General features: G+C 65.1%; 23 protein-coding genes. 10 read left to right on the forward strand and 13 right to left on the reverse strand.

Annotated elements, in window-relative coordinates; translation table 11 throughout:
• Positions 1-5: 5 nt before the first annotated feature.
• The 3 genes from HWX25_RS19170 (at position 6) to HWX25_RS19180 (ending at position 3,033) form a co-directional block, all read left to right on the forward strand.
• Positions 6-764: a glucose 1-dehydrogenase gene (locus tag HWX25_RS19170; protein WP_175909734.1), complete on the forward strand. Its 759-nt coding sequence runs from the start codon at positions 6-8 to the stop codon at positions 762-764.
• Between the two features lie 39 nt (positions 765-803).
• A complete protein-coding gene (locus HWX25_RS19175) occupies positions 804-2,048 on the forward strand; it encodes an acyl-CoA dehydrogenase family protein (protein WP_175909736.1) in 1,245 nt (414 codons plus the stop codon).
• A gap of 79 nt (positions 2,049-2,127) precedes the next feature.
• The gene (locus HWX25_RS19180) at positions 2,128-3,033 is read left to right on the forward strand and encodes a LysR family transcriptional regulator (RefSeq protein WP_059818341.1); all 906 of its coding nucleotides are present in this window, start codon (positions 2,128-2,130) and stop codon (positions 3,031-3,033) included.
• Between the two features lie 30 nt (positions 3,034-3,063).
• On the opposite strand, the gene HWX25_RS19185 is transcribed toward HWX25_RS19180, so the two are convergent.
• The 4 genes from HWX25_RS19185 to HWX25_RS19200 form a co-directional block, all read right to left on the reverse strand.
• Positions 3,064-4,197: a J domain-containing protein gene (locus HWX25_RS19185; RefSeq protein ID WP_175909737.1), complete on the reverse strand. Its 1,134-nt coding sequence runs from the start codon at positions 4,195-4,197 to the stop codon at positions 3,064-3,066.
• A 118-nt stretch (positions 4,198-4,315) separates the two neighbouring features.
• Positions 4,316-6,682 (reverse strand): DNA polymerase II, encoded by a 2,367-nt coding sequence (locus HWX25_RS19190; RefSeq protein WP_175909738.1) that lies wholly within the window; start codon positions 6,680-6,682, stop codon positions 4,316-4,318.
• A 216-nt stretch (positions 6,683-6,898) separates the two neighbouring features.
• Complete coding sequence (locus tag HWX25_RS19195) at positions 6,899-8,545, reverse strand: EAL domain-containing protein (RefSeq protein WP_175909739.1); 1,647 nt, start codon at positions 8,543-8,545, stop codon at positions 6,899-6,901.
• A 353-nt stretch (positions 8,546-8,898) separates the two neighbouring features.
• The gene (locus HWX25_RS19200) at positions 8,899-9,210 is read right to left on the reverse strand and encodes a hypothetical protein (protein WP_059818345.1); all 312 of its coding nucleotides are present in this window, start codon (positions 9,208-9,210) and stop codon (positions 8,899-8,901) included.
• A gap of 371 nt (positions 9,211-9,581) precedes the next feature.
• Between HWX25_RS19200 and HWX25_RS19205 the strand changes: the two genes are divergently transcribed.
• A complete protein-coding gene (locus HWX25_RS19205) occupies positions 9,582-9,863 on the forward strand; it encodes a transcriptional regulator (protein WP_175909740.1) in 282 nt (93 codons plus the stop codon).
• A 41-nt stretch (positions 9,864-9,904) separates the two neighbouring features.
• A complete protein-coding gene (locus tag HWX25_RS19210; protein WP_059447486.1) occupies positions 9,905-10,156 on the forward strand; it encodes an energy transducer TonB in 252 nt (83 codons plus the stop codon).
• A gap of 174 nt (positions 10,157-10,330) precedes the next feature.
• Here the strand turns inward: HWX25_RS19210 and HWX25_RS19215 are convergent, their stop codons facing one another.
• Together HWX25_RS19215 and HWX25_RS19220 are read right to left on the reverse strand one after the other, a co-directional pair.
• Positions 10,331-10,765 (reverse strand): phosphatase, encoded by a 435-nt coding sequence (locus tag HWX25_RS19215; RefSeq protein ID WP_175909741.1) that lies wholly within the window; start codon positions 10,763-10,765, stop codon positions 10,331-10,333.
• A 324-nt stretch (positions 10,766-11,089) separates the two neighbouring features.
• Positions 11,090-12,448: an NAD(P)/FAD-dependent oxidoreductase gene (locus HWX25_RS19220; RefSeq protein WP_175909742.1), complete on the reverse strand. Its 1,359-nt coding sequence runs from the start codon at positions 12,446-12,448 to the stop codon at positions 11,090-11,092.
• 100 nt (positions 12,449-12,548) lie between these two features.
• On the opposite strand from HWX25_RS19220, the gene HWX25_RS19225 reads away from it, so the two are divergent.
• Positions 12,549-13,502, forward strand: coding sequence for a LysR family transcriptional regulator (locus tag HWX25_RS19225; RefSeq protein WP_059533632.1), 954 nt, complete (start codon positions 12,549-12,551; stop codon positions 13,500-13,502).
• Between the two features lie 48 nt (positions 13,503-13,550).
• On the opposite strand, the gene HWX25_RS19230 is transcribed toward HWX25_RS19225, so the two are convergent.
• Entirely contained in the window at positions 13,551-13,748 is a 198-nt protein-coding gene (locus HWX25_RS19230) for a hypothetical protein (RefSeq protein ID WP_175909743.1), read from the reverse strand.
• A 193-nt stretch (positions 13,749-13,941) separates the two neighbouring features.
• On the opposite strand from HWX25_RS19230, the gene HWX25_RS19235 reads away from it, so the two are divergent.
• Together HWX25_RS19235 and HWX25_RS19240 are read left to right on the forward strand one after the other, a co-directional pair.
• Entirely contained in the window at positions 13,942-14,865 is a 924-nt protein-coding gene (locus tag HWX25_RS19235) for an AraC family transcriptional regulator (RefSeq protein WP_175909744.1), read from the forward strand.
• A 142-nt stretch (positions 14,866-15,007) separates the two neighbouring features.
• Positions 15,008-15,895, forward strand: coding sequence for an NAD(P)H-binding protein (locus tag HWX25_RS19240; protein WP_175909745.1), 888 nt, complete (start codon positions 15,008-15,010; stop codon positions 15,893-15,895).
• Positions 15,896-15,919: 24 nt separating this feature from the next.
• On the opposite strand, the gene HWX25_RS19245 is transcribed toward HWX25_RS19240, so the two are convergent.
• The 6 genes from HWX25_RS19245 to HWX25_RS19270 are packed head-to-tail and all read right to left on the reverse strand — an operon-like array spanning position 15,920 to position 22,081.
• The gene (locus HWX25_RS19245; RefSeq protein WP_175909747.1) at positions 15,920-17,035 is read right to left on the reverse strand and encodes a type VI secretion system ImpA family N-terminal domain-containing protein; all 1,116 of its coding nucleotides are present in this window, start codon (positions 17,033-17,035) and stop codon (positions 15,920-15,922) included.
• On the reverse strand, positions 17,032-18,108 hold the full coding sequence (gene tssG, locus HWX25_RS19250) for a type VI secretion system baseplate subunit TssG (protein ID WP_175909749.1): 1,077 nt from the start codon (positions 18,106-18,108) through the stop codon (positions 17,032-17,034). The genes HWX25_RS19245 and tssG overlap by 4 nt, the downstream gene beginning before the upstream one ends.
• Entirely contained in the window at positions 18,108-19,997 is a 1,890-nt protein-coding gene (gene tssF, locus HWX25_RS19255; RefSeq protein WP_175909911.1) for a type VI secretion system baseplate subunit TssF, read from the reverse strand. The genes tssG and tssF overlap by 1 nt, the downstream gene beginning before the upstream one ends.
• A 35-nt stretch (positions 19,998-20,032) precedes the next feature.
• A complete protein-coding gene (tssE, locus tag HWX25_RS19260) occupies positions 20,033-20,593 on the reverse strand; it encodes a type VI secretion system baseplate subunit TssE (protein WP_175909751.1) in 561 nt (186 codons plus the stop codon).
• Complete coding sequence (locus HWX25_RS19265) at positions 20,586-21,437, reverse strand: type VI secretion system accessory protein TagJ (RefSeq protein ID WP_175909753.1); 852 nt, start codon at positions 21,435-21,437, stop codon at positions 20,586-20,588. Before HWX25_RS19265 ends, tssE begins: the two co-directional genes overlap by 8 nt.
• Complete coding sequence (locus HWX25_RS19270) at positions 21,434-22,081, reverse strand: TagK domain-containing protein (RefSeq protein WP_175909755.1); 648 nt, start codon at positions 22,079-22,081, stop codon at positions 21,434-21,436. The genes HWX25_RS19265 and HWX25_RS19270 overlap by 4 nt, the downstream gene beginning before the upstream one ends.
• Positions 22,082-22,624: 543 nt before the next feature.
• On the opposite strand from HWX25_RS19270, the gene tssH reads away from it, so the two are divergent.
• Both tssH and tssB read left to right on the forward strand, forming a co-directional pair.
• Positions 22,625-25,306 (forward strand): type VI secretion system ATPase TssH, encoded by a 2,682-nt coding sequence (gene tssH, locus HWX25_RS19275; protein ID WP_175909912.1) that lies wholly within the window; start codon positions 22,625-22,627, stop codon positions 25,304-25,306.
• 37 nt (positions 25,307-25,343) lie between these two features.
• Positions 25,344-25,886 (forward strand): type VI secretion system contractile sheath small subunit, encoded by a 543-nt coding sequence (tssB, locus tag HWX25_RS19280; RefSeq protein ID WP_059447500.1) that lies wholly within the window; start codon positions 25,344-25,346, stop codon positions 25,884-25,886.
• The last annotated feature ends 6 nt before the right edge of the window (positions 25,887-25,892 follow it).

The raw sequence follows: 25,892 nt of genomic DNA on the forward strand, positions 1-25,892 counted from the left end.
GCGCGATGAAACTCGACAGCTACGCCGGGCAGGCCGTGATGATCACCGGCGCCGCGAGCGGCTTCGGCGCGCTGCTCGCGAGCGAGCTGGCCGCGATGGGCGCGCGGCTCGCGCTCGGCGATCTGAACGAGGCCGCGCTCGAACGCGTGGCCGCGCCGCTGCGCGCGGCCGGCGCCGACGTGTTCGCGCAGCGCTGCGACGTGCGCATCGAAGCGGAGGTCGCGGCGTTGGTGCAGGCGGCGGTCGGGCGCTTCGGGCGGCTCGACGTCGGCATCAACAACGCGGGCATCGCCCCGCCGCTGAAGGCGCTGATCGAGACCGAGGAAGCCGATCTCGACCTGAGCTTCGCGGTGAACGCGAAGGGCGTGTTCTTCGGAATGAAGCACCAGATTCGCCAGATGCTCGCGCAGCGCGAAGGCGTGATCCTGAACGTCGCGTCGATGGCCGGGCTCGGCGGCGCGCCGAAACTGGCCGCGTACGCGGCGTCGAAGCACGCCGTAGTCGGGCTCACGAAGACGGCCGCGCTCGAATATGCGCGGCACGGCATTCGCGTGAACGCGGTGTGCCCGTTCTACAGCACGACGCCGATGGTCACCGACAGCGACATCGGCGATCGCCAGGATTTTCTCGCGCAGGGCTCGCCGATGAAACGGCTCGGCCGCCCCGAGGAAATCGTCGCGACGATGCTCACGCTGTGCGCGAAGGAAAACACCTATCTGACCGGGCAGGCCGTCGCCGTCGACGGCGGTGTGTCGGCCTTCTGAACCGAACGAACGGAACACGAAAATCTCGAGGAGTCGATCATGGACTTTGGCTACACCCCGAAAGTGGAAGAATTGCGCGAGCGCGTGCGTGCGTTCATGGACGCGCACATTGTGCCGCGCATCCGCCAGTGGAACGAGGAGGTGCATGCGGGGCAGTATCCCGTGTCGTTCATGGAGGAGTTGAAGGAGCGCGCGAAGGCCGAAGGGCTGTGGAATCTGTTCCTGCCGCACCTGAAGGACGACGAGCCGGGCACCGGGCTGACGAATCTCGAATACGCGCCGCTCGCCGAGATCATGGGGCGCGTGGGCTGGGCGTCGGAGGTGTTCAACTGCAACGCGCCGGACACCGGCAACATGGAACTGCTGCACATGTTCGCGACGCCCGAGCAGCGCGAACAGTGGCTGCTGCCGCTCTTGCGCGGCGAGATCCGTTCGGCGTTCGCGATGACGGAGCCCGACGTTGCGTCGTCGGATGCGACCAACATCACGACGCGCATCGAGCGCGTCGGCGACGAATACGTGATCAACGGCCGCAAGTGGTTCATCACGAACGCCGCGCATCCGAATTGCAGGATCTTCATCGTGATGGGCAAGACCGATCCCGACGCGGAATCGCACCGGCAACAGAGCATGATCCTCGTGCCGCGCGACACGCCGGGCGTGACGGTCGTGCGCAACATCACGGTGGTCAATCATTACGCACCGGAAGGGCACTGCGAGATCACGTTCGACAACGTGTGCGTGCCGGCGCGCAACCTGCTCGGCGAGGAAGGCAACGGCTTCGCGCTCGCACAGGCGCGCCTCGGGCCGGGCCGGATTCACCACTGCATGCGTTCGATCGGCGCGGCCGAACTCGCGCTGGAACTGATGATCGACCGCGCGCAGTCGCGCGAGGCGTTCGGCAAGCCGCTGAACCGGCACGGCACGATCGGCGAATGGATCGCGCGCTCGCGCATCGAGATCGACCAGGCGCGCCTGCTGGTGCTGAAAGCCGCATGGATGATCGACAAGGTCGGCGCGAAGGCGGCGCGCAAGGAAATCTCGATGATCAAGGCGCTCGTGCCGACCGTGTACACGGACGTGTGCGACCGCGCGATGCAGGTGTTCGGCGCGATGGGCCTGAGCCCCGACACGCCGCTGGCCGACCTGTGGACCTGGGGCCGCGCGCTGCGCTTCGCGGACGGCCCGGACGAGGTGCATCTGCAGGCGATCGCGCGCATGGAGATCAAGGACGCCGTGCGCGGTTCGACCGAGCCGTACCTGACGCGGCCGCCGCGCGGTTGAGCCGCGCGCCGCGTGGGGAGGCGACGCGGCGGAGCGGGAGACGCACGCCGTATTAAGATGCCGGCAAGGAGATCCGGCGATGCGCCTTTCGAAGATTGATCTGAACCTGTTCGTCGTATTCGAGGCGATTTACAACAAGCGCAACCTGACGCGCGCGGCCGAGGTGCTGAACCTCACGCAGCCGGCCGTCAGCAACGCGCTGGCGCGGCTGCGCAAGACGCTGAACGACCCGCTGTTCGTCAGCACGCCGGCCGGGATGATGCCGACGCCGATGGCCGAGAACATCGTCGGCCGCGTGCGCGAGGCGCTGCAACTGCTCGATTCGAGCGCGCACGAAGGCGACGTGTTCGATCCCGCTTCGTCGGAGCGCGTGTTCCGGCTCAGCATGAGCGACCTGACCGAGGCGCTGCTGCTGCCCGCGCTCGGTGAACTGCTGCAGACACATGCGCCCGGCATGCACGTGCGCAGCTACACGATGGACCGCCGCGAAGTGGCGACCGCGCTCGCGAACGGCTCCGTCGACATCGCGATCGACGCGCCGCTGATCGGCGATCCGCACCTGCACCAGGCGCTGCTCGTGCGCGACCGCTACGCGTGCATGATCCGCGACGATCACCCGTTCAAGGGCGACACGCTGACCATGGACGACTACCTGTCGATGGGGCACATCCACGTGTCGAGCCGCCGCAAGGGCAGCGGGCACGTCGATGCGGAGCTGACGCGCCTCGGGCTGCGCCGCAACATCCAGATGCGCGTGCAGCACTACATGGTCGCGCCGCTGATCGCGATGCGCGGCGATCTCGCGCTGACGGCGCCGCTCAGGCTGCTTCAGCGTTACCCGGCGCGGATTCTCGAACTGCCGTTCGAGATGCCGGGGCTCGAATACTTCTGCTACTGGCATCGCAGCGCCGATCAGGATCAGGGCAGCCAGTGGCTGCGTGAGCAGTTGATGATGCTGATGGGCGGGATGGGCGAGCCGCAGTGAAGGGCGCGGCGTTCGCCCGCGCGTGCCGGCTCAATACGAATCGTCGTCGAAGCGCGACGATGCGGGCCGGCGCTTCATGTCCTTCACCCAGGCCCTGACCTGATCGGGATCCTCGAATTCGCGCAGCGCGACGGTCAGGTCCTGATTGCTGCGCTGCATGCCGGCGATGTCGCGCGCGAGCATGCGCAGGACCGTATCGGGCGCGACCTTGGTGGACGACGCGATGCCGTAGCTCCGCCGAAAATCATTCTCGACGTGCTGGATCTCCTGATCGAGTTCGCGCAGTTGTTCCTCGAGGATGCCGTTGTAGCGCGTGAGCCGCGCTTCGCTGAGGCCGTCGATCGCGCGCCGATCGATCTGTTCGATTTCCAGCTGCAGTTCCAGCAGTTGCAGCAGGTTGCCCTTCTCGTAAGCGCGGTTGACTCGCTGCATCAGCGCGGTCTTGCGTTGCTGTTCTTGCGGATCGGTTTCGCGATCGGGGTGCAGCGCGCTCGCGAGCTTGCGATAGATCTCGCGGATCGATTTTCTCGATTCGGCCTGCTCGGCCTCGATCCTGGCCTGCGCGGCCGACTGCTTCGGCGATTTCTTGCGTTTTGCGCGCTGGGCCTCGCGGGCCGCGTGAGCGGCCATGTCGCGCTCGAACTGTGCGTCGAGTTCGGCCTGCATCCGTTCGGCGAGTTCGTCGGGCGACAGTGAGTCGAGATCCTCGGCCGGTTGCGACTGAGATTGCGGGTGGGGCTCCCGTTCCGTTTCCGTCGGTTCGGGCTCGGCCGCCGCGTTGCCGACGCGCGCCGATTCGGCGTGCCGGTTGAAAATGACCTTCAACGCAGCGTCGTCGCTGACGTTCAGCAGGTCGCGCGCCATGTCGGCGATCAGGTCGGACAGCATGCGCTGCTCGGCCTTGCTCAAGCCTTTTCGCAGGAACGTGTCGTCGAGCAGATGAATCAGCCGGATCCGCAGCGCCGTCGCTTCCTGTTCGAGCGGCAACAGGCCGTCGACGAACTTCTTCTGGAACGCCGGCATCACGGCTTCCCACGCGCAGAGCCGCTCGCGCCGCTTTTCGATGTGCTTGACGAGCGTATTGAAGGTTTGCTGGGCTTTCGACAGGCTGGCGGTCTCGTGACCGGGCGCGATGGCGACCGCGGCACCGCGACGTGCGGTCATGATGAATCTCCTCCGGCCGCGGCAAAAGGGGGCGCGGCAGGCCGGTATTTTAGCCGGCATCTCCGTGGCCGGCGGCGAGACGGACGGCTCGGGAAACCGTGCACGCCGCGCGGCAAGCTCAGAACAACTGCCCCTGCCCCGAGATCACGCGTTCGAAATCGTCGCGCAGGAACGGCAGGATCGCATCGGCGACCGGCTGCAACTGACGGCTCACGTAGAACGCGTAGTCGATCGGCGAGCGCATCGTTTCGAGCGGCTCCGGGCCGGCCGTCGTCATCACGTAGCTGATCCAGCCGCCGCGCTGGTATTGCAGCGGCCGGCCGCGCGCCTGGTTGAATTCGTCGGCGATCCGCGCGGCGCGCACGTGCGGCGGCACGTTGCGCTGATATTCGCTCAACGGCCGGCGTACGCGCTTGCGGTAGATGAGTTGCGCGTCGTATTCGCCGGCCAGCGTGCGGCGCACGTAGTCGCGAATGAAATCCTGGTACGGCTCGCGCTTGAATACGCGCCGGTAGAGTTCGCGCTGGAATGCCTGCGCGAGCGGCGTCCAGTCGGTGCGCACCGTTTCGAGCCCCTTGAACACGAGGTCCTCGCCGCCATTCGCCGCGAGCGCGAGGCCCGCGTAGCGCTTCTTGCTGCCTTCCTCCGCGCCGCGCACGGTCGGCATCAGGAAGCGCCGGTAATGCCGTTCGTACTGCAATTCGAGTGCGCTTTCCAGCCCGAAGCGATCGCGCAGGTGCGCCTGCCACCAGCGGTTCACGTGGTCGACGAGCGCGCGGCCCTTGGCGGCGGCCGCGTCGTCGTCGTGCTCGCGCCCGAGCCAGACGAAGGTCGAATCGGTATCGCCGTAGATGACTTCGTAGCCCTGCGCCTCGATCAGCTCGCGCGTGCGATGCATGATCTCGTGGCCGCGCATCGTGATCGACGACGCGAGGCGCGGATCGAAGAACCGGCAGCCGGTCGAACCGAGCACGCCGTAGAACGAATTCATGATGATCTTCAGCGCCTGCGACAGCGGTGCGTTGCGCTGGCGTTTCGCTTCGTCGCGGCCTTCCGACACGCGCCGCACGATGTCGGGCAGGCAATGCGCGGTGCGCGAGAAGCGCGCGCCGAGAAAGCCCGGCACCGACGTGTCGTCGCCCGGATGCGCGAGCCCCTCGATCAACCCGACCGGGTCGATCAGGAACGTGCGGATGATCGACGGATAAAGGCTCTTGTAATCGAATACGAGCACCGAGTCGTACAGCCCGGGCCGAGAATCCATCACGAAGCCGCCGGGGCTGTTCTGGCCCGTCACGTCGCCGAGGTTCGGCGCGACGTAGCCGAGCCGATGCATGCGCGGCAGGTACAGGTGCGTGAACGCGGCGACCGAGCCGCCGGTGCGATCGGCCGCGAGGCCCGTGACGGTCGCACGTTCGAGTGCGAAGGACAGCAGGTCGGCCTTGTCGAAGATGCGCGTCACGAGTTCGCAGTCCTTCAGGTTGTAGCGCGCGAGCGCGGGCTTGTCGTGATCGAAGCGGCGCTGGATCTCGTCCATCCGCTGATACGGATTGTCGATCGACTTGCCTTCGCCGAGCAGCGACTGCGACACGTATTCGAGGCTGAACGACGGGAACGTCCACGTCGCCGATTTCAGCATGTCGATGCCGTCGAGGATCAGGCGGCCGGCCGCGCCCGCGAAGAAATGGTCGGGCTGCTGGCCGTGCGCGCGCCACTCGAGCACGCTGCCGCCGCGGCCGAGCTTCAGCGGCACGCCGTATTGCTCCGAGTGCGCGTGCAGGATGCGCAGGTCGAACTGCACGAGGTTCCAGCCGATCACCGCATCGGGATCGTGTTCATCGAACCAGTCGTTGAGGCGTGTGAGGATCTCGGCCCGGCTGTCGCAGTAGTCGAGGCGGAAGTCGATGGCCGGCGCGTCGCCGTTCGGCGGGCCGAGCATGTAGACCTGTCGCTGTCCGCAGCCTTCGAGCGCGATCGAATACAACTCGCCGTGGATGCTCGTCTCGATGTCGAGCGACACGCAGCGCAGTGCCGGCCGATAGTCGGTCGCGGGTTTCAGTTCGGCGTCGGTCAGCGTGCCGTCGCGGCCGGCCGTGCCGCGAAACAGCACGGGCGCCGTGATGAAGCGCTCCATCGCGTAGCGGTCGGGCGGCTGCACGTCGGCTTCGTAGACGTCGACGCCGGCCGCGGCGAGGCGTTTCTGGAGTCCGGACAGGTGACGGTAGCGGCGGCAGTAGAGGCCGGCCACCGCGCGCTGGCGGAAGTCGCGCAGCGCGAGCGGGCGCAGTTCGGCATCGCGTTCGCCGGCGAGCGTGCGTTCGGCGAGCGCCTGCTGCTCGGCCGGCACGAACGCGACGGCTTCCTGCGGGCGCAGCCGCACGCGGCGCGGACCGTGTTCGGTTGCCAGCCAGAACTCGATCTCGATGCCGGATGCGGTGTCCCGCCAGTGGCGGGTGAGGATGAAACCCTGCTCGAACGCCGTCAAAACGCTTGCTCGTCGTGGATGCCCAGGCGGCGGATTTTAGCGCCTCTCGCGCGGTTCCCGCCGAAGGGCGCGTCGATGGCATCAGGTGGCAGGAAGCCGCCGCGCGATCCGCCACGCAGCGCATCGACCGCGTGCAGGCACCGGCGTCGCGTGCAGACCGGACGACGCGAGTGCGTCACGTATTCGTCTGCCGAGCGTTCCGCGCCACTGCGGTATTCAAGCCGGCATCGGCGCGAAATTCCGCTTCAGGTGTTCCGCTCGCCGTGGCCGCTGATACAGATAACCCTGCGCGTACTGAATCCCGACCGCATGCAGCGCGCGATGCTGCTCTTCCGTCTCCACGCCCTCGGCAATGATCTTAAGGCCGTAGTGGTGGGCGACCGCCGCGATTCCTTCGATCAGTTTCGCGTTGCCCGTCGTGAGCTGCGAGATGAACTGTCGATCGATCTTCACGTAGTCGAACGGAAAGCGCGACAGCATGTCGAGGTTGCTGTGATGCGTGCCGAAGTCGTCGATCGCGAACTTCGCGCCTTTCGCGCGCAGCGTGGCGAACATCTCGGTGGTGCGCGGATTCTTCTCGAGCAGGATGCGCTCGGTCACTTCGAGCACCAGCGTGCAACCCGGTGGAAGCCGGCCGATCGTGTCTTCGACGACGGACACGAAGCGGGCGCGTTCGAGATCCTTCGGCGCGACGTTGATCGCGATGCGCAGCGGCATCGATGGCGCGAGTGCGGTCAGTTCCGATACGGCCGTCCGAAGCACGAACTCGGTCACCTTCGGCAGGACCGCACTCGACTCGACCTGCGGCACGAACACGGCCGGACTGATGGCCCCCCATTTCGGATGGTGCCAGCGCAGCAGCGCCTCGACGCCGACGGTCCGGCGCGTTTCGACGTCGACGATCGGCTGGTAGACGACATGAAATTCGTTGCGCTTCAGCGCATTGCGAACGGCCTTCAGCAACAGCCGGCGCGGCGCTATTGCGAGCAGGTACGCGGCCGCGACGAGGCCGTTGACCAGCAGCGCGATCGTCAGGCAGATGAGTCGGTAGCGCCGCTGCACCTGCGAAACGTAGGGTTCCGCCGAGGTGACCGAGACCGTGAACGGCCACGCGTTCGACGCGATTTTGCTGCCTGTGGCCGGCGCCGCGCTGAATGACGGCACGAACGCACCATGCTGATCGATGCTGCCCGCGCCCTCGATCGACAGCGTGGCCGTTTCCGCCCCGAAGCGGGTCCCGTGCGCGAGCATGTCCGCCACATAGTCGCCCTCGACCACATAAAGGACGCCGGAGTCGGGCGCGGTCGCACGAAACGCCGCCAGCACCGGAACGTGCTGCTGAAACGGCGTTTGCCGGAGCAGCGTGATGGCCGTCATCCCCGGCGCTGGCGCGCGAATATACGCGTCGAGCGGGACGTCGATCTCTCCCAGCGCAGACGAGCATGTGACACGACCGCCATTCGCCAGCGCGACGGCCCGAAGATAGCGCAGGTGAGTGCCCACTTCGGCGAGCGTCCTGAAGATCGTCGTGCAGGGCCGCCCGACCAGCGCGTTCAACTCATTCGGGTGCCGCGAGCGAATCCCGTCGAGGATGCGGTCGACCGATATCACGATGTCGTTCGCGACGTCGCGTTCGTGCCGTGCAATCGAGTCGCGCGCCAGGCGCCCTGCAACGACGAGCGCCAGCATGAACACGAGAATGCAGGCGATCAGGGCGCCGGGGAAGACGACATGCGGCCACGCGCCGCTGCGCTGGAACGCGGGCTTCGGGCGCGGTGCGAGCGCGGAGGGTCCTCGGGTCGTACTTGTTGTTGTGCGCATGTGAATGCAGGTCGAACCGGTCGATGACTTGGCGCGAGGCATTCGCCGTGCCTGGCCGGGGCACCGCGGCTCGCGCCCATATCGGGACGCAAATCGATTCTACGCTCGCGAAACGCACGAAGCGACAGCGCGGCGGGCACAGGATTCGAGGCGCTTTCTCGTAACATACATCGACAACGCATGTATAACGGTATCGCACGCCCAAAAAAAACCCGGCCGCATCGGTATGCAGCCGGGACAGAAGTCACCGTCTCTTGGCACGAGGATGGTGCGCGGCAAGTATAAGGCGTGTCCCACCTTATTACGAAATATTGCTATCCAAAATGTAGATAACTATCGAGATTGATGCTTGGTGAGAAATATTTGCGCCGCGCGTCATTTCCGGCGGCCGTGCTTCAGAAGTCGTTGCGCATCTTGTGGAGCAGGTCGCGGGGCGATTGATGCGTGTCCACGGCGGTGAGGACGTCGGTCAGGAACCACGGCAGGTTCAGCTGCGTATCGGAATCGCCGACACAGATGCGGATCGGCGGCGCTTTTGATGCCGCGCGGGAGCCGGGCGCGGTGCCGGCGGACGTCGAGGACGGCACGCAGTTTCTCGCTTGCTGCGCAACCGGCGCGGCGGCATTGTCCGCCGCGGTGCCGGCGACCGCCGGCAAGCCGACGGCGGCAAGCAGGATCAGGATGGCGAAGGGAGCGGCGCGTTTCATGTGATTCTCCGGCGATGCACGTTCGACACCGCCGGCGGGCCCAAGTTCGGCAAGCCGCCGAGGCCCCGCAGGCGCGACGACATCGGCATGTCCGACGCGGTCGAACGCGCTGCGTGAGCGGTCTCGCGCACCGGATCGATCGTTCAAACGTCAAGAATCGTTTGGATCACCCGTCAGACGCTTGCGATGCCGAATGCGCTCATTTATCGTGCCGCCACGACGGCGCCGATACCGGGCGTCGAGCCAGTTCGCAAGGAGCATTCGTCATTACCGCATTCAATCGTCGCACGCAAATTCGTGCTTTTCTCGTCGCCTCGGTCGCGTATCTCAACCTGTCGCAGTCCGCGTCGGCGGCCTATACGGAATCGTGGATGAGCGACCACGACGTCAAGGAATACGCACATCAGATCAAGCATTCGCCCGCGGCGGCGAGCGGCGTGACGGCCGTGAAGCCGGGGCGGCAAACCGGTTCTTCGCGGTCGAATGCGCCGGCCGCAGTGCACGCCGACGCGAAACCCGTATCGAAGGCGCACGCAGCGCCCGCGAAGACCCGCAAGGTCGAGCATGCGGTCGGCATCGATCCGAAGGCGCCCGTCGTCGCGAAGCCGAAGGCCGTGCGGACGGCGCACAAAAGCGCGGCCGTCCAGCATTGACGCCGCGATAACCGACGCATTCGACCTTCACGGAGAATTTCATGTCGCTGATGGACCGCCTGCTGTCACGCGGCGTGCAGAACGGTACGTCGAGAAGGCGCGTGATCGTGCGTGTCTGGCTCGACGAGCACGGGCGTGTCCGCGATCTCAAGGTCAGGCGCAGTTGCGGCGACGCCGCGCTCGACGAGAAGGCGCTTCACGCGATTGCGGTAATGCGCTTCCCCGGCGGTCACCTCGGCTCGGGCGGGAAATCGGCGAAGCGCTGGCACGATCTCGATTACCCGGTGGACTGACGACGCGTCACGGATAGCCTTAGCAGCACTTCAATTTCCTGCAATCGTAGACGTGGCTTCCCGCGGCAATTGTCGCGCCGTCGCACGTCGTCTGGAAATCCGCCTCGCGCGCGTTGTGCAGCATCTTCACGATGAACCGCGAGCCGTTCTGATGCGCGTATGCAGGTGCTCAGGTCAGTGCAGGCCTGCCGATGCGATCGAGCGCATCGTGTCGGTGATGCGCACGCAACGCGACAGACCGAACGTCTCGGCTTCGCGGCGTTCCGGTTCGCTGCTCGCGACGGCCACCGCGCGCTCGGGCGGCACGCCCAGCGCCTGAAGCGCGACGTCGAACGGATGCTGATTTGCTGCGGAGTCCTTCTGATTTGCGTCGGTCACGACGACCGAGAAGCGGTCGAGGTTCGCGCGGCCGAACTGGCCTTCGAACATGTCGCTGAGCCGGGCGGCAGGCAGCGTCGTGACGAGACCGAGTCGATATCCTTGCTCCGACGCGCTGTCGAGCCACTGGATGATCGCATCGCGCTGGTTGCGCGATTCGTGCGAATCCGGTGTCGCTTCGATCTGCGCGAATGCGGCGTCGAGACGGGTGACGATGGCTTCGATGACCACGGTGATTCCTTTCCTGAGACGTGACGATCCGTTCGCGGACGGGAATGCCGCACACCTTAGCGTCGATCCGGAATATGCGACCAATTAATATTTATATCCGACTCATACGATTCGACTAATGAATGGGGCGGTGAGCCAACGCTGGCGCGGGATGCATGTGAGGCCGTGTTTTCCGGATGATCTGCATCGTATCGACGCGCTTCGATCTGATGCACCAAAGGCGCGCACGAATTGAATGCACCCGATGTGTGCAGATGAAAAAACGGCGTATCGGGCGAGATGCGCCCGAGACGCCGTCTTGCGATGCCGCGTGGCGGTCGGCGATCAGTGCAGCTTGATCGACGGCTGGTTGCGGCTTTGCAGCCAGTGGCTCAGCGATTGGAACAGTGCGCGCTTCAGTCCGTACACGCTGAACAGATGCTTGCGGTACAGGAACTTGTACAGCCCGATCGCGGCGAGCCCGTCGACGATCAGCGAGCGCGAACGCACGCCGAGGTCGGCCTGATACACGGCGCCGGCTTGGCCGAGCGACACGACGGTGCCCGCATCGCGGAACGTGAAGCCCGACACCGGCTTGCCGGCGAGGCGCCGCGCGAGCGCATCGCCGAGATACACGGCCTGCTGGTGCGCGACCTGCGCGCGCGGCGGCAGGAAACCGCTCGCATCGGCCGACGGGCATGCAGCGCAGTCGCCGAATGCATACACGTGCGGATCGTCGGGCGTCTGCAGCGTGTCAGTCACGATCACCTGGTTCGACCGGTTGAGCGCGATGTCGCCCAGTTCCCGCAGGATCGCGGGGCCCGCGACGCCGGCCGCCCAGATCGTGATGTCGCTCGCAAGCCGCTCGCCGGTCGCGGTCATGACCGCGTCCGCGCCCACTTCCGCGACGCGTGTATCCGTCAGCACGTCGACGTTCAGCGTGCGCAATTGCGTATGCATCCTGGCCGACAGCCTTGCGTCGAGCGCCGGCAGGATGCGCGGGCCGCCTTCGATCAGCCGGATGTGCACGTCTCGCGCGGACACCAGCGCCTTGAAGCGATACGTCGTCAGCTGCTGGATCGCATGGCGCAGCGCCGCGGCCAGTTCGACACCCGTCGCGCCCGCGCCGATCACGTTGATGCAGATCGGTGCCGCGCGGTGCGCCGGCTGCTGCTCGGCCAGGTGGTTCGCCTTCGTGCAGGCGGCCAGGAACTTGCGGCGGAAATCCTCGGCCTGGTCGAGATTTTCGAGCGGTAGCGCGTGCCGCGCGGCGCCCGGCACGTTGAAGAAGTTCGTCACGCTGCCGACGGCCAGCACCAGATCGTCGTAGCCGAGCTCGCGTTGCGGCAGGATCTCCGTGCCGTCCGCGTCCTGCACCGGCGCGATCGTCGCCGTGCGTGCCGCGCGGTCGACCTGCTGCAGCGCGCCCTGCACGAAGCGGAAGCCGTGGCGCTTCGCCTGCGCCGCGTATTCGATCGTGTGCGAGGCCGGATCGCGATGGCCGGATGCGGCTTCGTGCAGCAGCGGCTTCCAGAAGTGCGTCGGGTAGCGGTCGACGAGCACGACGTCGGCTTGCCCGCGGCGGCCGACCGTGTCGCCGAGGCGCGTGGCGAGCTGCAGGCCGCCGGCGCCGCCGCCGACGATCACGATGCGCGGCACGCGCGGTGCGCGATCCGTTGCAAGGGTAGGCGTGATGTGGTCCATGTTGTGGCTCCCGCTGATGACGATTCGGATGACATTGCTCAAGAACCGACGATATAGTTTTGAACCTACGCGAACAATTTAATGTTTATAAGCGACTCATATGTATTCACTTATAGGAAAGACCGCAACGTTCCGGCAGCTGAAGGCGCTGGACATGATCGCGCGGCTCGGCAGCGTGTCGCGCGCGGCCGAGGAGCTGAACCTGACGCAGCCGGCCGTGTCGCTGCAGGTTCGGCTGCTCGAGGAGGCGGTGGGCGCCGCGTTGCTGCAGCGGGTGGGGCGCGGCGTGCAGCTGACCGCCGCTGGTGAGATCGTGGCGCGCTATGCGCGCGAGATCCTGCATCTATGGAGCGAGGCCGGCGACGAAGTGGCCGCGCTGACGGGCGACCTCGGCGGCACGCTGCGGATCGGCGCGATCACGACGGCCGAATACCTGATCCCGCCGCTGCTGGTGAAATTCACCGCGACGCGACCGCACGTGAAGACCTATTTCAAGGTCGGCAATCGCGACGACATCATTCGCATGCTCGCGACGCATGAAATCGATCTCGCGGTGATGGGCAGCGCACCGAAGGAACTGCGCACGCACGCGGTCGAGTTCGCGAAGCATCCGATGGTGTTCGTCGCGGCGCCAGGCCATCCGCTGATGCAGCGCAAGCGCGTCGCGCTGAAGGATCTCGAATCCGCGCACCTGCTCGTGCGCGAACGCGGCGCGGGCACGCGCTCGACCGTCGAGAGCCTGTTCAAGACGGCCGGCTACCGTTTCCATGTGGGCTCCGAACTGTCGAGCAACGAGGCGATCAAGCAGATGGCCGAAGCGGGGCTCGGCGTCGCGTTCCTGTCGTTGCACGCGTGTGCACTCGAGTTGCGCACGGGGCTGCTCGGGCAACTGCCGTTTCCGGGCAACCCGATCGAGCGCGAATGGTATGTGGTGACGCTCGCCGACCGGCGGATCTCGCAGGTGACGGGGCTGTTTCGCGACTTCCTGATCAAGCAGGGCGCGCCGGTGATCGACGGCGCGACGGTCGCGCCGCACGAACGGCGGCGCAAGTAGGCGCACGCCGGGACGCGGGCGGCGTGTGCGAGCCGTGTGTGCCGTCGGTCAAACGATCCCGAAGTCGTCGTTGCAGTCGGGAATCGACGCGAGCAGCCGTTCGAGGCGGTACCAGCCGAGCATGCGCAGGCATCGCGCGGCGAAGGCGATCCGGTCGTTGCGGGGAGCGGGGCCGTCAGGACGGCGGGCTGTCCGGGATGGCGAAGAGGGAATGAACGCCGCGCGCAGTGGGCAGGAATGGGGCATGACGGTCTCCGTAGGTGTCGGATGAAGCCCATCGTAAGCGCCGCGGCGCCCGTCGGCGCGCACGCAAGGATGCGGCGGAGCAGGAACGGATGATCTTTTTCTGCTCGTTGCGGGAATGGCGGCCCGCGCCCGGCAAACGGCCGGAAAAAGCGTCACAATGCGCGTTCGACCCACGATCTGGTGGAGAAGAACCATGAGCGATCCGATTCTCGCCGCGCCGACCGACAACGGCGTGCCGGTCAGCCTGCGCGCCAGCCGCGGGCTCGGCTGGCGCGGCTTCGGCGCGTCGCTGCTGGAGATTCGCGCGGGTACGTACCGGATTCCGGCGGCCGATCATCACCGCATCGGCGTGCATATCGGCTCGCCCGTGCGCGCGGATTGCGTGTGCGACGGCCAGCGCGTGTCGCGCATCCAGGCGCACGGCGACATCGACGTGATTCCCGCCGGCCTGCCGGGCCAATGGACGGACAGCGCCGACTGCCGGATCCTGCACGTCATGCTCAGCGACACGTTCGTGCGGCGCACGTTCGAGCAACTCGAGCTGAAGCCGTCGCAGGCGCAGATCCGCCGGCGGCTGCAGGTGCGCGATCCGCGCCTGCAACACATCGCATGGGCGATGGCCGCCGAACTCGAGGCGGAAGACGCGTCCGACCCGCTCTATGCGGAGAGCCTGTGCACGGCGCTCGTCGCGCGACTGGTCGATGGCCAGCCCGTGTTCCGCGAGCGCCGGCGGACGCTCGCGCCGAAGGCGGCGGCGCGCGTGATCGACTATGTCGAGGCCAACCTCGAACGCCGCATGACGCTCGCCGAGCTTGCGGCGCTCGTGTCGATCAGCGTGCCGCATTTCAAGGTGCTGTTTCGCGAGACGCTCGGGATGCCGGTGCATCAGTACGTGGTGCGGCGCCGGGTCGAGCGTGCGAAGGCGTTGCTGCTCGAAGGCCGGCTCAGCATCAGCCAGATCGCGCTCGAAGCCGGGTTTGCACATCAGAGCCATATGGCGAACTGGATGAATCGCGTGCTGGGCGCGACGCCGACGGAGGTCGCGCGGTCCGGCGCGCGGGGCGGGCTCCGGCTGGCTTATGACGGCGAGGACGATGCGTCGGCGTCGGATCGATAGCCGCTGACGAACCGGTGGGCCGTGCGATCCGAGCGCGGCCCCGCATCCGGTCATCCTTTCCTGTTCACATCATCCGCACCTGCGCGCCTTCCCGTTCGCGCACGCCGACAATCACTGCACCTTCATCCTCCAGGAGCGGATCGTGTTCGTGATTTTCGGAGCATCAGGCAACGTCGGCTCGTCGACCGTGACGACCCTGCGCCACGCAGGCCATCCCGTGCGCGCGGTGCTGCGCGACGCCCGCCATCGCGAACGTTTCGCGCAACTCGGCTGCGAAGTGGCGATCGCCGACCTGACGGATGCAGGTGCGATCGCCACGGCGATCGACGGCGCGCAAGCCGTGCAGATGCTGTGTCCGGTGCCCGTCGCCGACGGCGATCCGGCGGCGACGATGGCGCGCACGCTCGACGTCGTGACCGGCGCACTCGCCGCGAATCCGCCGCCGGCACTGCTTGCGCTGTCGGACTATGGCGCGGAACTTGACGGCAACACGGGCATCACGCGGTTGTTTCATCTGCTGGAAGAGAAGTTGAAGACGGTCCAGACCCGGCTGACGCTGTTGCGCTCGGCCGAGCATCTCCAGAACTGGGTGCGCATCTTGCCGGTTGGCACCGGCGTGCTGCCGAGTTTTCACCATCCAATCGACAAGGTGTTTCCGACGGTGTGGGCGCCCGACGTGGGCGTCGCGGCGGCGCGGCTGCTGCTCGATGTCGCGGAAACCGGCAACGGGCCGCGCATCGTCAGCATCGAAGGCCCGCGGCGCGTGAGCGTGCGGGACATCGCGGAGACGCTCGGCGCGGCCGCGGACCGCGAGATCGTCGCGCGCGAACTGCCGCGCGACGCATGGACCGCGACGCTGCTGCGCGCGGGCCTTAGTGAGCGACATGCGCAGCTGATCGTCGATCTGTACGACGTGCACAACGCGGGGCAGATTGACGTCGAGGCCGGCGTGTCGGAGCGGGTGTATGGCACGACGACACCGGAGGAGGCGCTCGCTGCGCTGGTGCGCGTGCACGCAGCGCAGGCGTGACGCAGGTGGCCGGCACCTCCTACGCTATTCCAAGCTATCCATCTGGTCCCATTGTGCAAGAAGATCACCCGGAATCGCGTTGACCACCTCGACGTAGCGTTTGCCAACGAATTGCTCGGCCCGCTTCAGCAATACCGGGATCGGGCTGCTTGGTTCGTTCGTTTCGAACCACTGGCGCGCCGTATTGATCAGAATCAGCGCCTCATGGCGGGTCATCGGTTCGGTGCAGGGAGCAGAATGCGGTGCGTTTGCGCCCGAGTACAATTCGCTATCCGGAGAAATTGACGTGAATTCTCCGTCGGGCTGAACACCGTCTCGATTCTGGCCATCAATGTCATCGACGAAAACATGTGCGACGTCCGAAGTTGCCTCGACGTGCGTGCCCGCGACATTCAACAGTTGAAGCAATCGAATCAATGGCGAAAGGTCGGGCAGATACGTGTCGAGATGAGTCGCTCCCCAGATGTTGATCGCGGCAAGATTCGAGATCGTTTCATCGAACGCGTTCATCATTTCTGGCTGTTGCGCCCGCAGATCCCGCAACTGCTGGATGACTGAATCCGGTGCGAGCGCATCCGCCGAACGCGGATGGGCGAAAGCGCGTTCGACATCCCGCATCTGCAGGCGCGTGGCGGTCGATTTCATCAGCACGATCTCCCGGACGTCGGCAAGCAGTCCGTCGGGATCCGTCATCGTCTGCAGGGCATTCATTCGCATTTCCAGCGCGGCGCCGCGATCGTCATCCGTGCTTGCCTGGGGGTGAACGCTGTCGGGAAATGCCTGCAGCCATGCAGCGAGCAGCCCCGTTCCTTCCGCCAATCCCGACGGACCGCCGAGGCGCGTGCGACAACGGGCGTAGAGCACCGCGACACGTATATCCTTCGTGCGCAGCATCAGCCGGCGGCAGTTGCGCTCGAGTTCGCTCCAGTTGAGCGGTTCAGGTGATCCGACAAACGCGCCGTACTGCACGTCCGACCTGGATGCCGCGTCAGCAAAAAGGACCACGAAATCGTGGTCATACTCGAGATCCGAGCCGCACGGCGCGTCGTCGCTTACCGGCAACAGCCAGTCGAAGTGCGTGGCGTCGATCGCGGAGGGGCGGCTCGGCTTCGCAGGGGTGGGCGATTGCTTCTTGCTCATGGTCGGTCGGTTCCAGGGCTTGTCGGGCGGCGATCGAAATGACGTGCGTAACGTTCGGGTTCGAACCGCATGCCGGTAATGGGTTTGCGCTGGTCCGGGCGGCCGAGCCATCCGGACCAGCCCATGCGTTGTTGGCCGCCCATCACCGCCGGCGGCGCACTCTCCGGCTTGATACGCAACTCGAGTTCCCATTCCAGTTCGTAGCCGACGAACGCCCGTACCCATTCGACGAGCTGTGGCAGATCCTCGCCTTGAGGCGTGAAGCGCAGATAGGCGTTCAGATCGAGCGGGCCGATGATGATTCGAAAGCGATGCTGACGGTCTGGCGCGACACGTCCGAGCATGGCGCCTTGTCCCATCGTCGCGGCAGCACCCGGGCGGCCCATTCGGCCGCAGTCGGCCGGGTCGATTTCGATCCAGTGGAACACGTTCTCTTCAAGCGCGACCGGCACGCCGAAGTAGTGTTCGAGCGTCGCGCGCAGGCCGTCCGGATTGCGCGATTCCCGTACGAGATGCGCCGCGGCGGCGAGGCGCGCGTGCGAGGGCAACGGGCGCCTGGAAATCTCGCCGATGTCCAGTCCCGCGAGGCTCGCGATGTAGAACGAAAATCGCTCGTTTTGTGTTCGATCGAGTCCGGCGGCTGATTGAGCCGACGCCCACGCGCGATAGAACAGCGTGAAGTAGCGATGATGGAAGATGTCGAAAAAATCGACGGTCGTCGTGTCGCGCCGGCTCTCTTGGCGATCCTTCGCGATTTCGGTGAAGTGGATCGGGAGCGGACCATGGGGACCGAGCATCCCGAGACTGAAAAGTCGCACCTTCAACCGCCCCGCGGATTGTTCCGCGCTTGCGACTTCTCGCGGGGCAAAGGCGAGGCTCGGCTGCTGGCCAAGCCGTAATGGTTCCGAGCCTGGCCGGCGTGCCGTGCCGATCGGATCGATGGCGGGGTTCGCGCCGATGCGGCGCAAGAGCGACAGAAACCCGAACCGCCAGGGCTCGGCCTGCAAGCGTTCGAGCTGCTCAGGCGACAGCATGCTGTCGCGAAGCTGCGCGGGCAGCGTGGCGCGCTTCATCACAGCACTCCGCGTGTGCCCGTGCGCACCGGCCAGCGTGCGATGCGACCTCGTTGCATCGAATGCAGTTCGGTTTGCGTGAAGCTGTTGATCGATACGTGCCGCGCGAGCCAATGTTCGAGGACCACACCGAACAGGTAAGGGCTCACGCCCGAGAAGTCCGTCTCGTCGACGGTCAGTGTGCACTCGATACCGCGCCCGAATGTCATCGGACCGATTCCCGGCAGCTTGCGGGTCACGGGGCGCGTCCTCACCCCGACGAGGCTTTCGACTTGCCGGCCTTGTCCGGAATCGCCGTCCGCGACGTACAGGCGCAGCAGGTCGCGCAGCCCTTGCCCCCCTTCACGGTGATCGAAATCGTCGAGCGGCAGGTAGTTGAAATTGAGCTGGCGGATCAGGCGCCATGCCATTTCCCGCTCCGCGTGGGGCGGCAGCGGAGGGCTGGGCGCGCGGATGAGGCCAATGCTCGCGACCGGCGCGGATTCGGCCGTGTCCAGGTCGTCGATGCCGTTGCGTGGCACGAGCGTAGCCAGATCGCGATTTGTCAGCAGTGCATCGACCGACAGGTAGCGGATGTTTTCGTTATAGGGGGCCTCGTTTTGATCGACGAGGGAGAGAAACACTTCCGTGCCGATGTAAGGCGTGCGTGTACCGTAACGACGAGCCGAATCGGACACGAGGCGTCGCTCGCGCCGCGCGGAGAAGTAGCGACCGTGATTGCCTTCGTCGTTGTTCAGTGTTTGGTAGAGCGGGCGGAAAGTGAGTTCGGCGGACGTCGAAGCCACGCGGCCGTACACGGCCTCCACCGAAAACACCTCGTAGTCGAGCGGTGCGAGCCGTGCCGGCACCAGGTGAAACTCGGTTTCTCGCGGCGTAATCTCGATCCGGTCGGTATGCTTGCTGAACAAGTTGATGACGGGTGTGCAGAACAGCGCGAAGCGTGAAGCGTCCACGAGGTTTGCCAGTTGAGCCGGCGAGCGGTCGAGCAACACGACGATCTCGACTTCGCGGCCGTGCACCGCCGAAAAGCCTTCGGCGAGCCCGTTCAGCGCAAAGAACCAGAATCGGGCCGGGCACGCGAAATACTCGTGCAACAGGTTATGCCCATGGAACTTCGTCCAGGTGAGCGGCAGCAGGTTCTGGTCGGTGCGCAGCCCTTCATGCTCGACTGCGTTACGTGTCACCGCTGCGAGCGGACGCCCCGGGATGCCGAACTCGCCGGGCGCGCCGATCACGGACGCGACGGCACCGGTATGCAGCAGTTCGAACAGGTGGGATGCAACCTGCTCGTCACCGGCAAGGTAGACGGGAAGTCGATCAAGCCCCTTCAGGTCGGAAATTCGCACGTCACCGGTCGTCGCCAGGCGTAGCCGCAATGCGCCGCGCACCTGCGTATCGGGCGGCACGTAGCGCTCGAGGCCGGCGATGTCTGGCGGAACACCCGTCAAGCGGGCCTCGGTGATCGTCAGCGGCCAGAGCGTCACGTCCTGCCCGCTCGTGAATCGGCACGCCGTTCTTTCGCCATCGGGAACGCGGGCCGTAAAGGCGGTGCCGCGCGCGATCCGATATCCGTTGGCAAGGCTACCTTCCGTGCCCCCGGGATGCAGGCGTGCAACGGCAATCGACGGCGTGGGCGCGACGTAATTCGGGTAAACGACTTCAAGCAACCGTTCGGTGAAGCGCGGGAATTCCGCATCGAGCTTGAGCTGCATGCGAGCGGCCATGAAGCTGAACGACTCGATCAGGCGCTCGACGTAGGGATCCGCCACTTCACCCGCCTGCATGCCGAGACGGCGGGCGATCTTCGGATGTGCATGCGCGAATTCGGTCGCGAGTTCGCGCATGTAGATGAGTTCCTGGTTGTAGTAGTCGAGCAGTCGCGGGTCCATCGGAACGGTCTCGTTGTCGTTGTGGCGTGGGGTGCTTAACCCGTGCGCATGCCGGTAATGCGAATCTCGCTGGTCTCGAGATCCAGCGAACTCTGCACCATGAATTCGAGTGGGTACGGATCCATGTGGATCAGCCCTCGAACCTCGAACGCGAGGACGTTGTGATGCTCGCCGGCGTCGCCGCTGCCGGTGCGGGGAGATACCACAAGGGAATCCGGAATCAGCCGCGGTTCGAAATCGGTGATGGCCCGCCGGATCGTCTGCTCGACGTCGTTCCAATGACGTGACGCGATGAAGGCGCCCGCAAGGGGCGGCACGCCGAAGTTCAAGGTCGACGCAGCGACGTGCGGATGACGGCCCCGATCGATCTGATCCTCGATGCTCGTTGTGTTCAGCAGGTACGCGAGATCGCGCTGAACGATGTCGCGCATCTGTTTACGGGTGACCGTGTATTCCTCCGGCGCTTCGGTGCTTCGGTGCGGTGCATCGTCACGCAGGCGGTCGAGCAAGGTCGGCATCAAATGCGCATTGGCGCGCCGAGGCGTGCGGACGGCGAGCGAGTCGGTGGCCCGAGGCGCTTTCCTGTTCTCACTCATTGATCGGCTCTCCGACCGTGGCGCTGCTTCCGATACCTGTGCCGAACTCCGCGGTTGCCAGTTCGAACAGTCCGAAGTCACCTCGATCCGTTGACCAGGTCTTTTGGCCAAGCGCCGTGACACCGGTTCGGCCGTGCTCTCGCCAAGTCGTTTCGCGTCCGATGCGAACGGCGTCGCTGCCGATCTCAGAACCGTGATATCGAGCCGGCATGAAGCCGTGAGCGATGGCGCCATCGCCAAGCGTGAACGTACACGGCGCCCAAACCAGATCGACGACCTTCGTCGGCGGCGACACATGCCACGACGCCAGATCGGCGAACGGAATCCAGCGATAGTGCCCGGCCACGATGATTTCGCACACGGGGCCGAAACGGGAATCGCTATCGACGATCCAGGCTACCGAGCCCTGCGGGATGCGCGCAGCGACGGTCGGAGCGGCATCGAAGGCCGCTTCGCGCGCGTCGTCGGCTGCGGCGATCCGTCCCAAGGCGGCCAGGTGCAGTGCGTTCAACAATCCGTCGATCCACGCCGGCTGCTCGAATACGAAGCCTGGCTGCGTGAGCCCCTCGATCACCTGCTTGCGCCGGCATTCGGCACGGATCAGGTCGCGATAGACCTGCGCGGTTGCAGTGTGTATCGGTTCGAGCATGGCCCATGTCTGCAACTGCTGGATTGCCCGGGGCCATTCACCCATGACGCACAACAACTGAAACAGTGCCCACCGATGAGACGCGATGGTCGGCTGCGCGCGCAGGCGCGCCGACACTTGTTCGATCTGCTCGCTGAGTGGGATCTTGTCCAGACGAGCGAGTGAGGGCGGGCAGGAAGCGGTAAGCCGGGTCAATCTTCATCCTTGCGCAAGGGCGCGGACAGCGGGCTGTCCATAGTCAACACGTGGTGTTCGCGCCGTGTGAGCGCGGGGGGATGCTGCACGGCCTCCGCTCGAAAATCGGAAGGCGCAAACAGATGCAGGATCTCGGGAACGGGTTCGTCTTCTGGCAAGGAGGCGCTGTGCTCATCCAGTCGCTCGAATACGTCCTCGAGCGTGCGATCGCCAAGCAACATCGCTTCGATCGAATCATGATCACGACGAGGGTCCGGACAGCCCTGCGAATCGGGCGCGGACGTGCGCGTGATCGGCTCCGCCTCTCCTGCAGTTGACGCCCATTCCACGGTAACCGACGCGTGGGGATCGGCCAGCGCGCGCCAATACTGCGCGTGCAACGTATCGATCAGCACGTCGGTGCTGTCGGGCGCGCCAATGGAAGTGTGAGACGAAGGATCCGAACGTCGTGCGCCGCGCTCCAGGCCGCCGATCCCGAGCTGGCCGAGCAGGTCGTCGGCATACGGTGACGGGAGCGAATCGTCTGCTGGCACGGTTGGGGCAGCAGCAACAGTGTGGCCGGGTCGCGCATGACTGTTGCCACGCGGCAGCCCGGTGTGCGAGACATCCGATTGGCGACGCCACGGCAGACGAAAGGAACGCATCCGGAAGTCCAATGACGAGAAGTCCGCAATTTAACCACGAGTTTCGGCCGGTTGTTTATTGAGATAAAAATATGCGTGATGACGGGCTTTGTGCGAATGTTTTTTGAGATGAAATTTGAAATGTAAAACAAAGTCACAAAATGAATTTAATGCCTTTGCAATCAAAAAATTATCGATTTATTGATAAGTGTTAATTCGCGAGAAAAATGAATTTATCTCAAAATAACAAGGACTTGTGCGCGTGTGTTTGGGGGTGATCGGTTGGGTCTGAAGTCGAGCGTCGCACTGAGGTTGTGTGTGGGACGATGGAGATTTGCAAAAAGTGAATTTGGGGATGTTATTGGGAAGTATTGCTGATTTGTCGCATTGACGGAAGTTGCAATTCGTGCCGATAATGCGCCTTCTATTTGATTGGCAGATTGAATTGAATAGAGAGGGGGCGTGTCAGTGTTTCCGGAGGTCGTCCGGAAGATAGTCTGTATAGCAGTCCTGAGAGACGCTGCATGGTGCTTGGAACCATTGCGGCCAACAACAAAGATCATCATGACCATTTCTCGCCAAGCGCTATTCGGTAAGCTCGGGGTCCAGCTTTACCGGGGTATCGAGTCAGCGACGAATTTCTGCAAGTTGCGCGGAAATCCGTTCGTCGAACTCGCTCACTGGCTGCATCAGTTGTTGCAACAACCGGACGGCGATCTTCAACGGATCGTGCGTCACGCGGCGATCGATCGCGATGGGCTCGAGCGCGATCTCGCTCGGGCACTGGCCGCCTTGCCGGCCGGCGCGAGCTCGATCAACGACTTTTCGTGGCATATCGAATCGGCGATCGAGCGTGCCTGGGTGCTCGCGACGCTCGAATACGGCGATCGCCGCGTGCGCGGCGCGTGGCTGATCGCGGCACTCGTGTCCACACCCGAACTGCGACGCGTCATGCTCGAGATCTCTCCGGCGTTCGGCAAAATCCCGGTCGGTGATGTCGACGACGTTCTGCCAGCCTGGATAGCCGGCTCGCCGGAAGCGGACGACGGCCCGTATGACCATAGCGAATATCTGCCTGCCACGCCGGGTGAAGCGTCCGGTGCGATGCCGGCCACGCCGAAGGGCGGCACACTCGATCAGTACTGCGCGGATCTGACGGCGCGTGCGCGTGCCGGCGAGATCGACCCGGTCATCGGGCGTGAACTCGAGATTCGCACGATGATCGACGTGTTGCTGCGCCGTAGACAAAACAATCCGTTGGTGACCGGTGAAGCCGGAGTCGGCAAGACGGCCGTGGTGGAGGGTCTCGCGCGTGCGATCGCGTCGGGCAACGTGCCGCCGAAGCTTGCGGATGTGCGTCTGCTGAGCCTTGATGTCGGCGCGTTGCTGGCGGGCGCCAGCATGAAGGGGGAATTCGAGGCGCGACTGAAGGCGTTACTCGAAGCGGCCGTGAAGTCGCCGGTGCCGGTCATCCTGTTCATCGACGAAATCCACACGCTGATCGGCGCGGGCGGCCAGGCCGGCACGGGCGACGCCGCCAACCTCCTGAAGCCGGCGCTGGCGCGCGGCACGCTGCGCACGATTGGCGCGACGACCTGGGCCGAGTACAAGCGGCATATCGAGAAAGATCCCGCATTGACGCGACGCTTTCAGGTGCTCCAGGTCGCGGAGCCGTCCGAGGCCGCTGCCGTCGACATGGTGCGGGGGCTCGTGCAAACGTTTTCGGCGCATCACGGCGTAGTGGTGCGTGACGAGGCGATTCGCGGTGCAGTGACGTTGTCTCACCGTTACATCCCGTCGCGCCAGTTGCCCGACAAGGCGATCAGCTTGCTCGACACCGCGTGCGCACGCGTGGCGCTGTCTCAGCATGCCACGCCGCGAGAGCTCGACGATGTACGTCAACGGCTTGCTGCCGTCCGTACGGAAGAGGCGCTACTCGCGCAGGAAGCTCGTATCGGGCTGGGCGTAGGCAAGGCGTTGGAAAGCGTGCGCGAACGCATCGCCGCGCTCGCAGCGGACGAGGCTGCGGTCGAGGTCCGCTGGCGTGAACAGACGGCGGCCGCGCAGGCGTTGCTTGCCGCACGTGAAACCGTGCGTGGCGATATGGCGCACGAGCCGGTATCGGGCGATCAGCTCCGCGAACTCGAACAGGCGTTGCTGACGCTGCAGGGCGATGCGCCGCTCGTGTTTCCGGAGGTCGATGCGGCAATCGTCGCGGAGATTGTTTCCGACTGGACGGGTATCCCTGCCGGCCGCATGGTCACGGACGAACTCGACGCAGTGCGTCGGTTGTCGGAAACGCTGGAGGCGCGCGTGGTCGGTCAGACCGACGCGCTGCGCCTGATCGGCGAACGCGTGCAGACCGCACGAGCCGGCCTGACCGATCCGAAAAAGCCGCTGGGCGTGTTCCTGCTCGCAGGCCCGTCGGGCGTCGGCAAGACTGAAACCGCGCTGGCGCTGGCCGAGGCCCTGTACGGTGGCGAGCAAAACCTGATCACGGTCAACATGAGCGAGTATCAGGAAGCGCACACCGTTTCGGGGCTAAAGGGGGCGCCGCCGGGCTACGTCGGATATGGTGAGGGTGGCGTGCTGACCGAAGCAGTGCGCCGCCGTCCGTATTCGGTCGTCCTGCTCGACGAGGTCGAAAAGGCCCATGGCGACGTGCACGAAATGTTCTTCCAGGTGTTCGACAAGGGCTACATGGAAGACGGCGACGGCCGTCATATCGATTTCCGCAACACGACGATCCTGCTGACGAGCAATGTCGGCGCAGACCTGAGCGCGAGCCTGTGTGCCGATCCCGCGCTCGCACCGGACCAGGACGGCTTGCGGGAGGCGCTTGCCCCCGAGTTGCTGAAAGCCTTCCCGGCGGCCTTCGTCGGCCGTGTGACGGTGGTGCCATACCGGCCGTTGGCCGACGACGCGCTCGCTCGCATCGTGCGCTTGCACCTAGGGCGCGTCGTGAAACGGATGTCCGACGCTCACGACATCGCGCTCACGTTCGACGATGCGGTGGTCGGCTACATCGTCGGTCGCTGTCTCGTTCAGGAAACCGGTGCACGCGTCCTTATCGGTTTCGTCGAACAACACATCCTGCCGCGCCTGTCGGCGCTCTGGCTCGATGCCTTCGCGTCGAAAGGTGAGCTCGCGCGCATTGCGGTCGGTGTTGCCGACCCGGCCGCCGACCCCGCGCAGGCGCTGACCTTCGATGCAACGCCTTCTCGCTTGGACGAGCCGCTTGGCTAAGCGCTGTCCATTTCCCACTGTTCAGGAGAACCTGTCCATGTCCGCTTCCAGCAGTTCGCAGAAATTCATTGCGCGCAATCGTGCGCCGCGCGTGCAGATCGAGTACGACGTCGAGGTTTACGGCTCGGAGAAGAAGGTCGAGCTGCCTTTCGTCATGGGTGTGCTGGCCGACTTGTCGGGCAAGCATCCGGTCGAGCCGCTTCCGGCGGTGTCCGACCGGCGATTCCTCGAAATCGACATCGACAACTTCGATGAGCGGATGAAGGCCATTCGGCCGCGCGTCGCGTTTGCCGTGCCGAATACGCTCACGGGCGAAGGCCAGATGATGGTCGACATGACCTTCGAGAGCATGGAGGACTTTTCCCCGGCCGCCATCGCACGCAAGGTCGAACCGCTCCGCCAGTTGCTGGAGGCTCGCACGCAATTGGCGAACCTGCAAACCTACATGGACGGCAAGTCGGGTGCCGAAGCGCTCGTGACACAGCTGCTGCAGGATCCGGCGCTCCTGAAATCGCTGGCTGCTGCGCCGAAGCCCGAGCATCACGAAGCGGGTGCCGTCGACCAGAACGAAGCCAATTGACCGACG

Origin of the sequence: Burkholderia sp. BCC1640 (assembly GCF_902833125.1) — a bacterium.
Taxonomy (GTDB): Bacteria; Pseudomonadota; Gammaproteobacteria; order Burkholderiales; family Burkholderiaceae; genus Burkholderia; species Burkholderia diffusa.

Bases quoted from the DNA above. Each gene is read 5' to 3' on its own strand.
- tssF (WP_175909911.1), bottom strand. From the start codon at position 19,997: ATGGACCCGCGACTGCTCGACTACTACAACCAGGAACTCATCTACATG.
- HWX25_RS19200 (WP_059818345.1), bottom strand. From the start codon at position 9,210: ATGAAACGCGCCGCTCCCTTCGCCATCCTGATCCTGCTTGCCGCCGTC.
- HWX25_RS19210 (WP_059447486.1), top strand. From the start codon at position 9,905: ATGTCGCTGATGGACCGCCTGCTGTCACGCGGCGTGCAGAACGGTACG.
- HWX25_RS19270 (WP_175909755.1), bottom strand. From the start codon at position 22,081: ATGCGTTCCTTTCGTCTGCCGTGGCGTCGCCAATCGGATGTCTCGCAC.
- HWX25_RS19220 (WP_175909742.1), bottom strand. From the start codon at position 12,448: ATGGACCACATCACGCCTACCCTTGCAACGGATCGCGCACCGCGCGTG.
- HWX25_RS19180 (WP_059818341.1), top strand. From the start codon at position 2,128: ATGCGCCTTTCGAAGATTGATCTGAACCTGTTCGTCGTATTCGAGGCG.
- tssH (WP_175909912.1), top strand. From the start codon at position 22,625: ATGACCATTTCTCGCCAAGCGCTATTCGGTAAGCTCGGGGTCCAGCTT.
- tssB (WP_059447500.1), top strand. From the start codon at position 25,344: ATGTCCGCTTCCAGCAGTTCGCAGAAATTCATTGCGCGCAATCGTGCG.
- tssG (WP_175909749.1), bottom strand. From the start codon at position 18,108: ATGAAGCGCGCCACGCTGCCCGCGCAGCTTCGCGACAGCATGCTGTCG.
- tssE (WP_175909751.1), bottom strand. From the start codon at position 20,593: ATGAGTGAGAACAGGAAAGCGCCTCGGGCCACCGACTCGCTCGCCGTC.
- HWX25_RS19230 (WP_175909743.1), bottom strand. From the start codon at position 13,748: ATGCCCCATTCCTGCCCACTGCGCGCGGCGTTCATTCCCTCTTCGCCA.
- HWX25_RS19205 (WP_175909740.1), top strand. From the start codon at position 9,582: ATGAGCGACCACGACGTCAAGGAATACGCACATCAGATCAAGCATTCG.
- HWX25_RS19175 (WP_175909736.1), top strand. From the start codon at position 804: ATGGACTTTGGCTACACCCCGAAAGTGGAAGAATTGCGCGAGCGCGTG.
- HWX25_RS19245 (WP_175909747.1), bottom strand. From the start codon at position 17,035: ATGAGCAAGAAGCAATCGCCCACCCCTGCGAAGCCGAGCCGCCCCTCC.
- HWX25_RS19225 (WP_059533632.1), top strand. From the start codon at position 12,549: ATGTATTCACTTATAGGAAAGACCGCAACGTTCCGGCAGCTGAAGGCG.
- HWX25_RS19195 (WP_175909739.1), bottom strand. From the start codon at position 8,545: ATGCCTCGCGCCAAGTCATCGACCGGTTCGACCTGCATTCACATGCGC.
- HWX25_RS19235 (WP_175909744.1), top strand. From the start codon at position 13,942: ATGAGCGATCCGATTCTCGCCGCGCCGACCGACAACGGCGTGCCGGTC.
- HWX25_RS19170 (WP_175909734.1), top strand. From the start codon at position 6: ATGAAACTCGACAGCTACGCCGGGCAGGCCGTGATGATCACCGGCGCC.
- HWX25_RS19185 (WP_175909737.1), bottom strand. From the start codon at position 4,197: ATGACCGCACGTCGCGGTGCCGCGGTCGCCATCGCGCCCGGTCACGAG.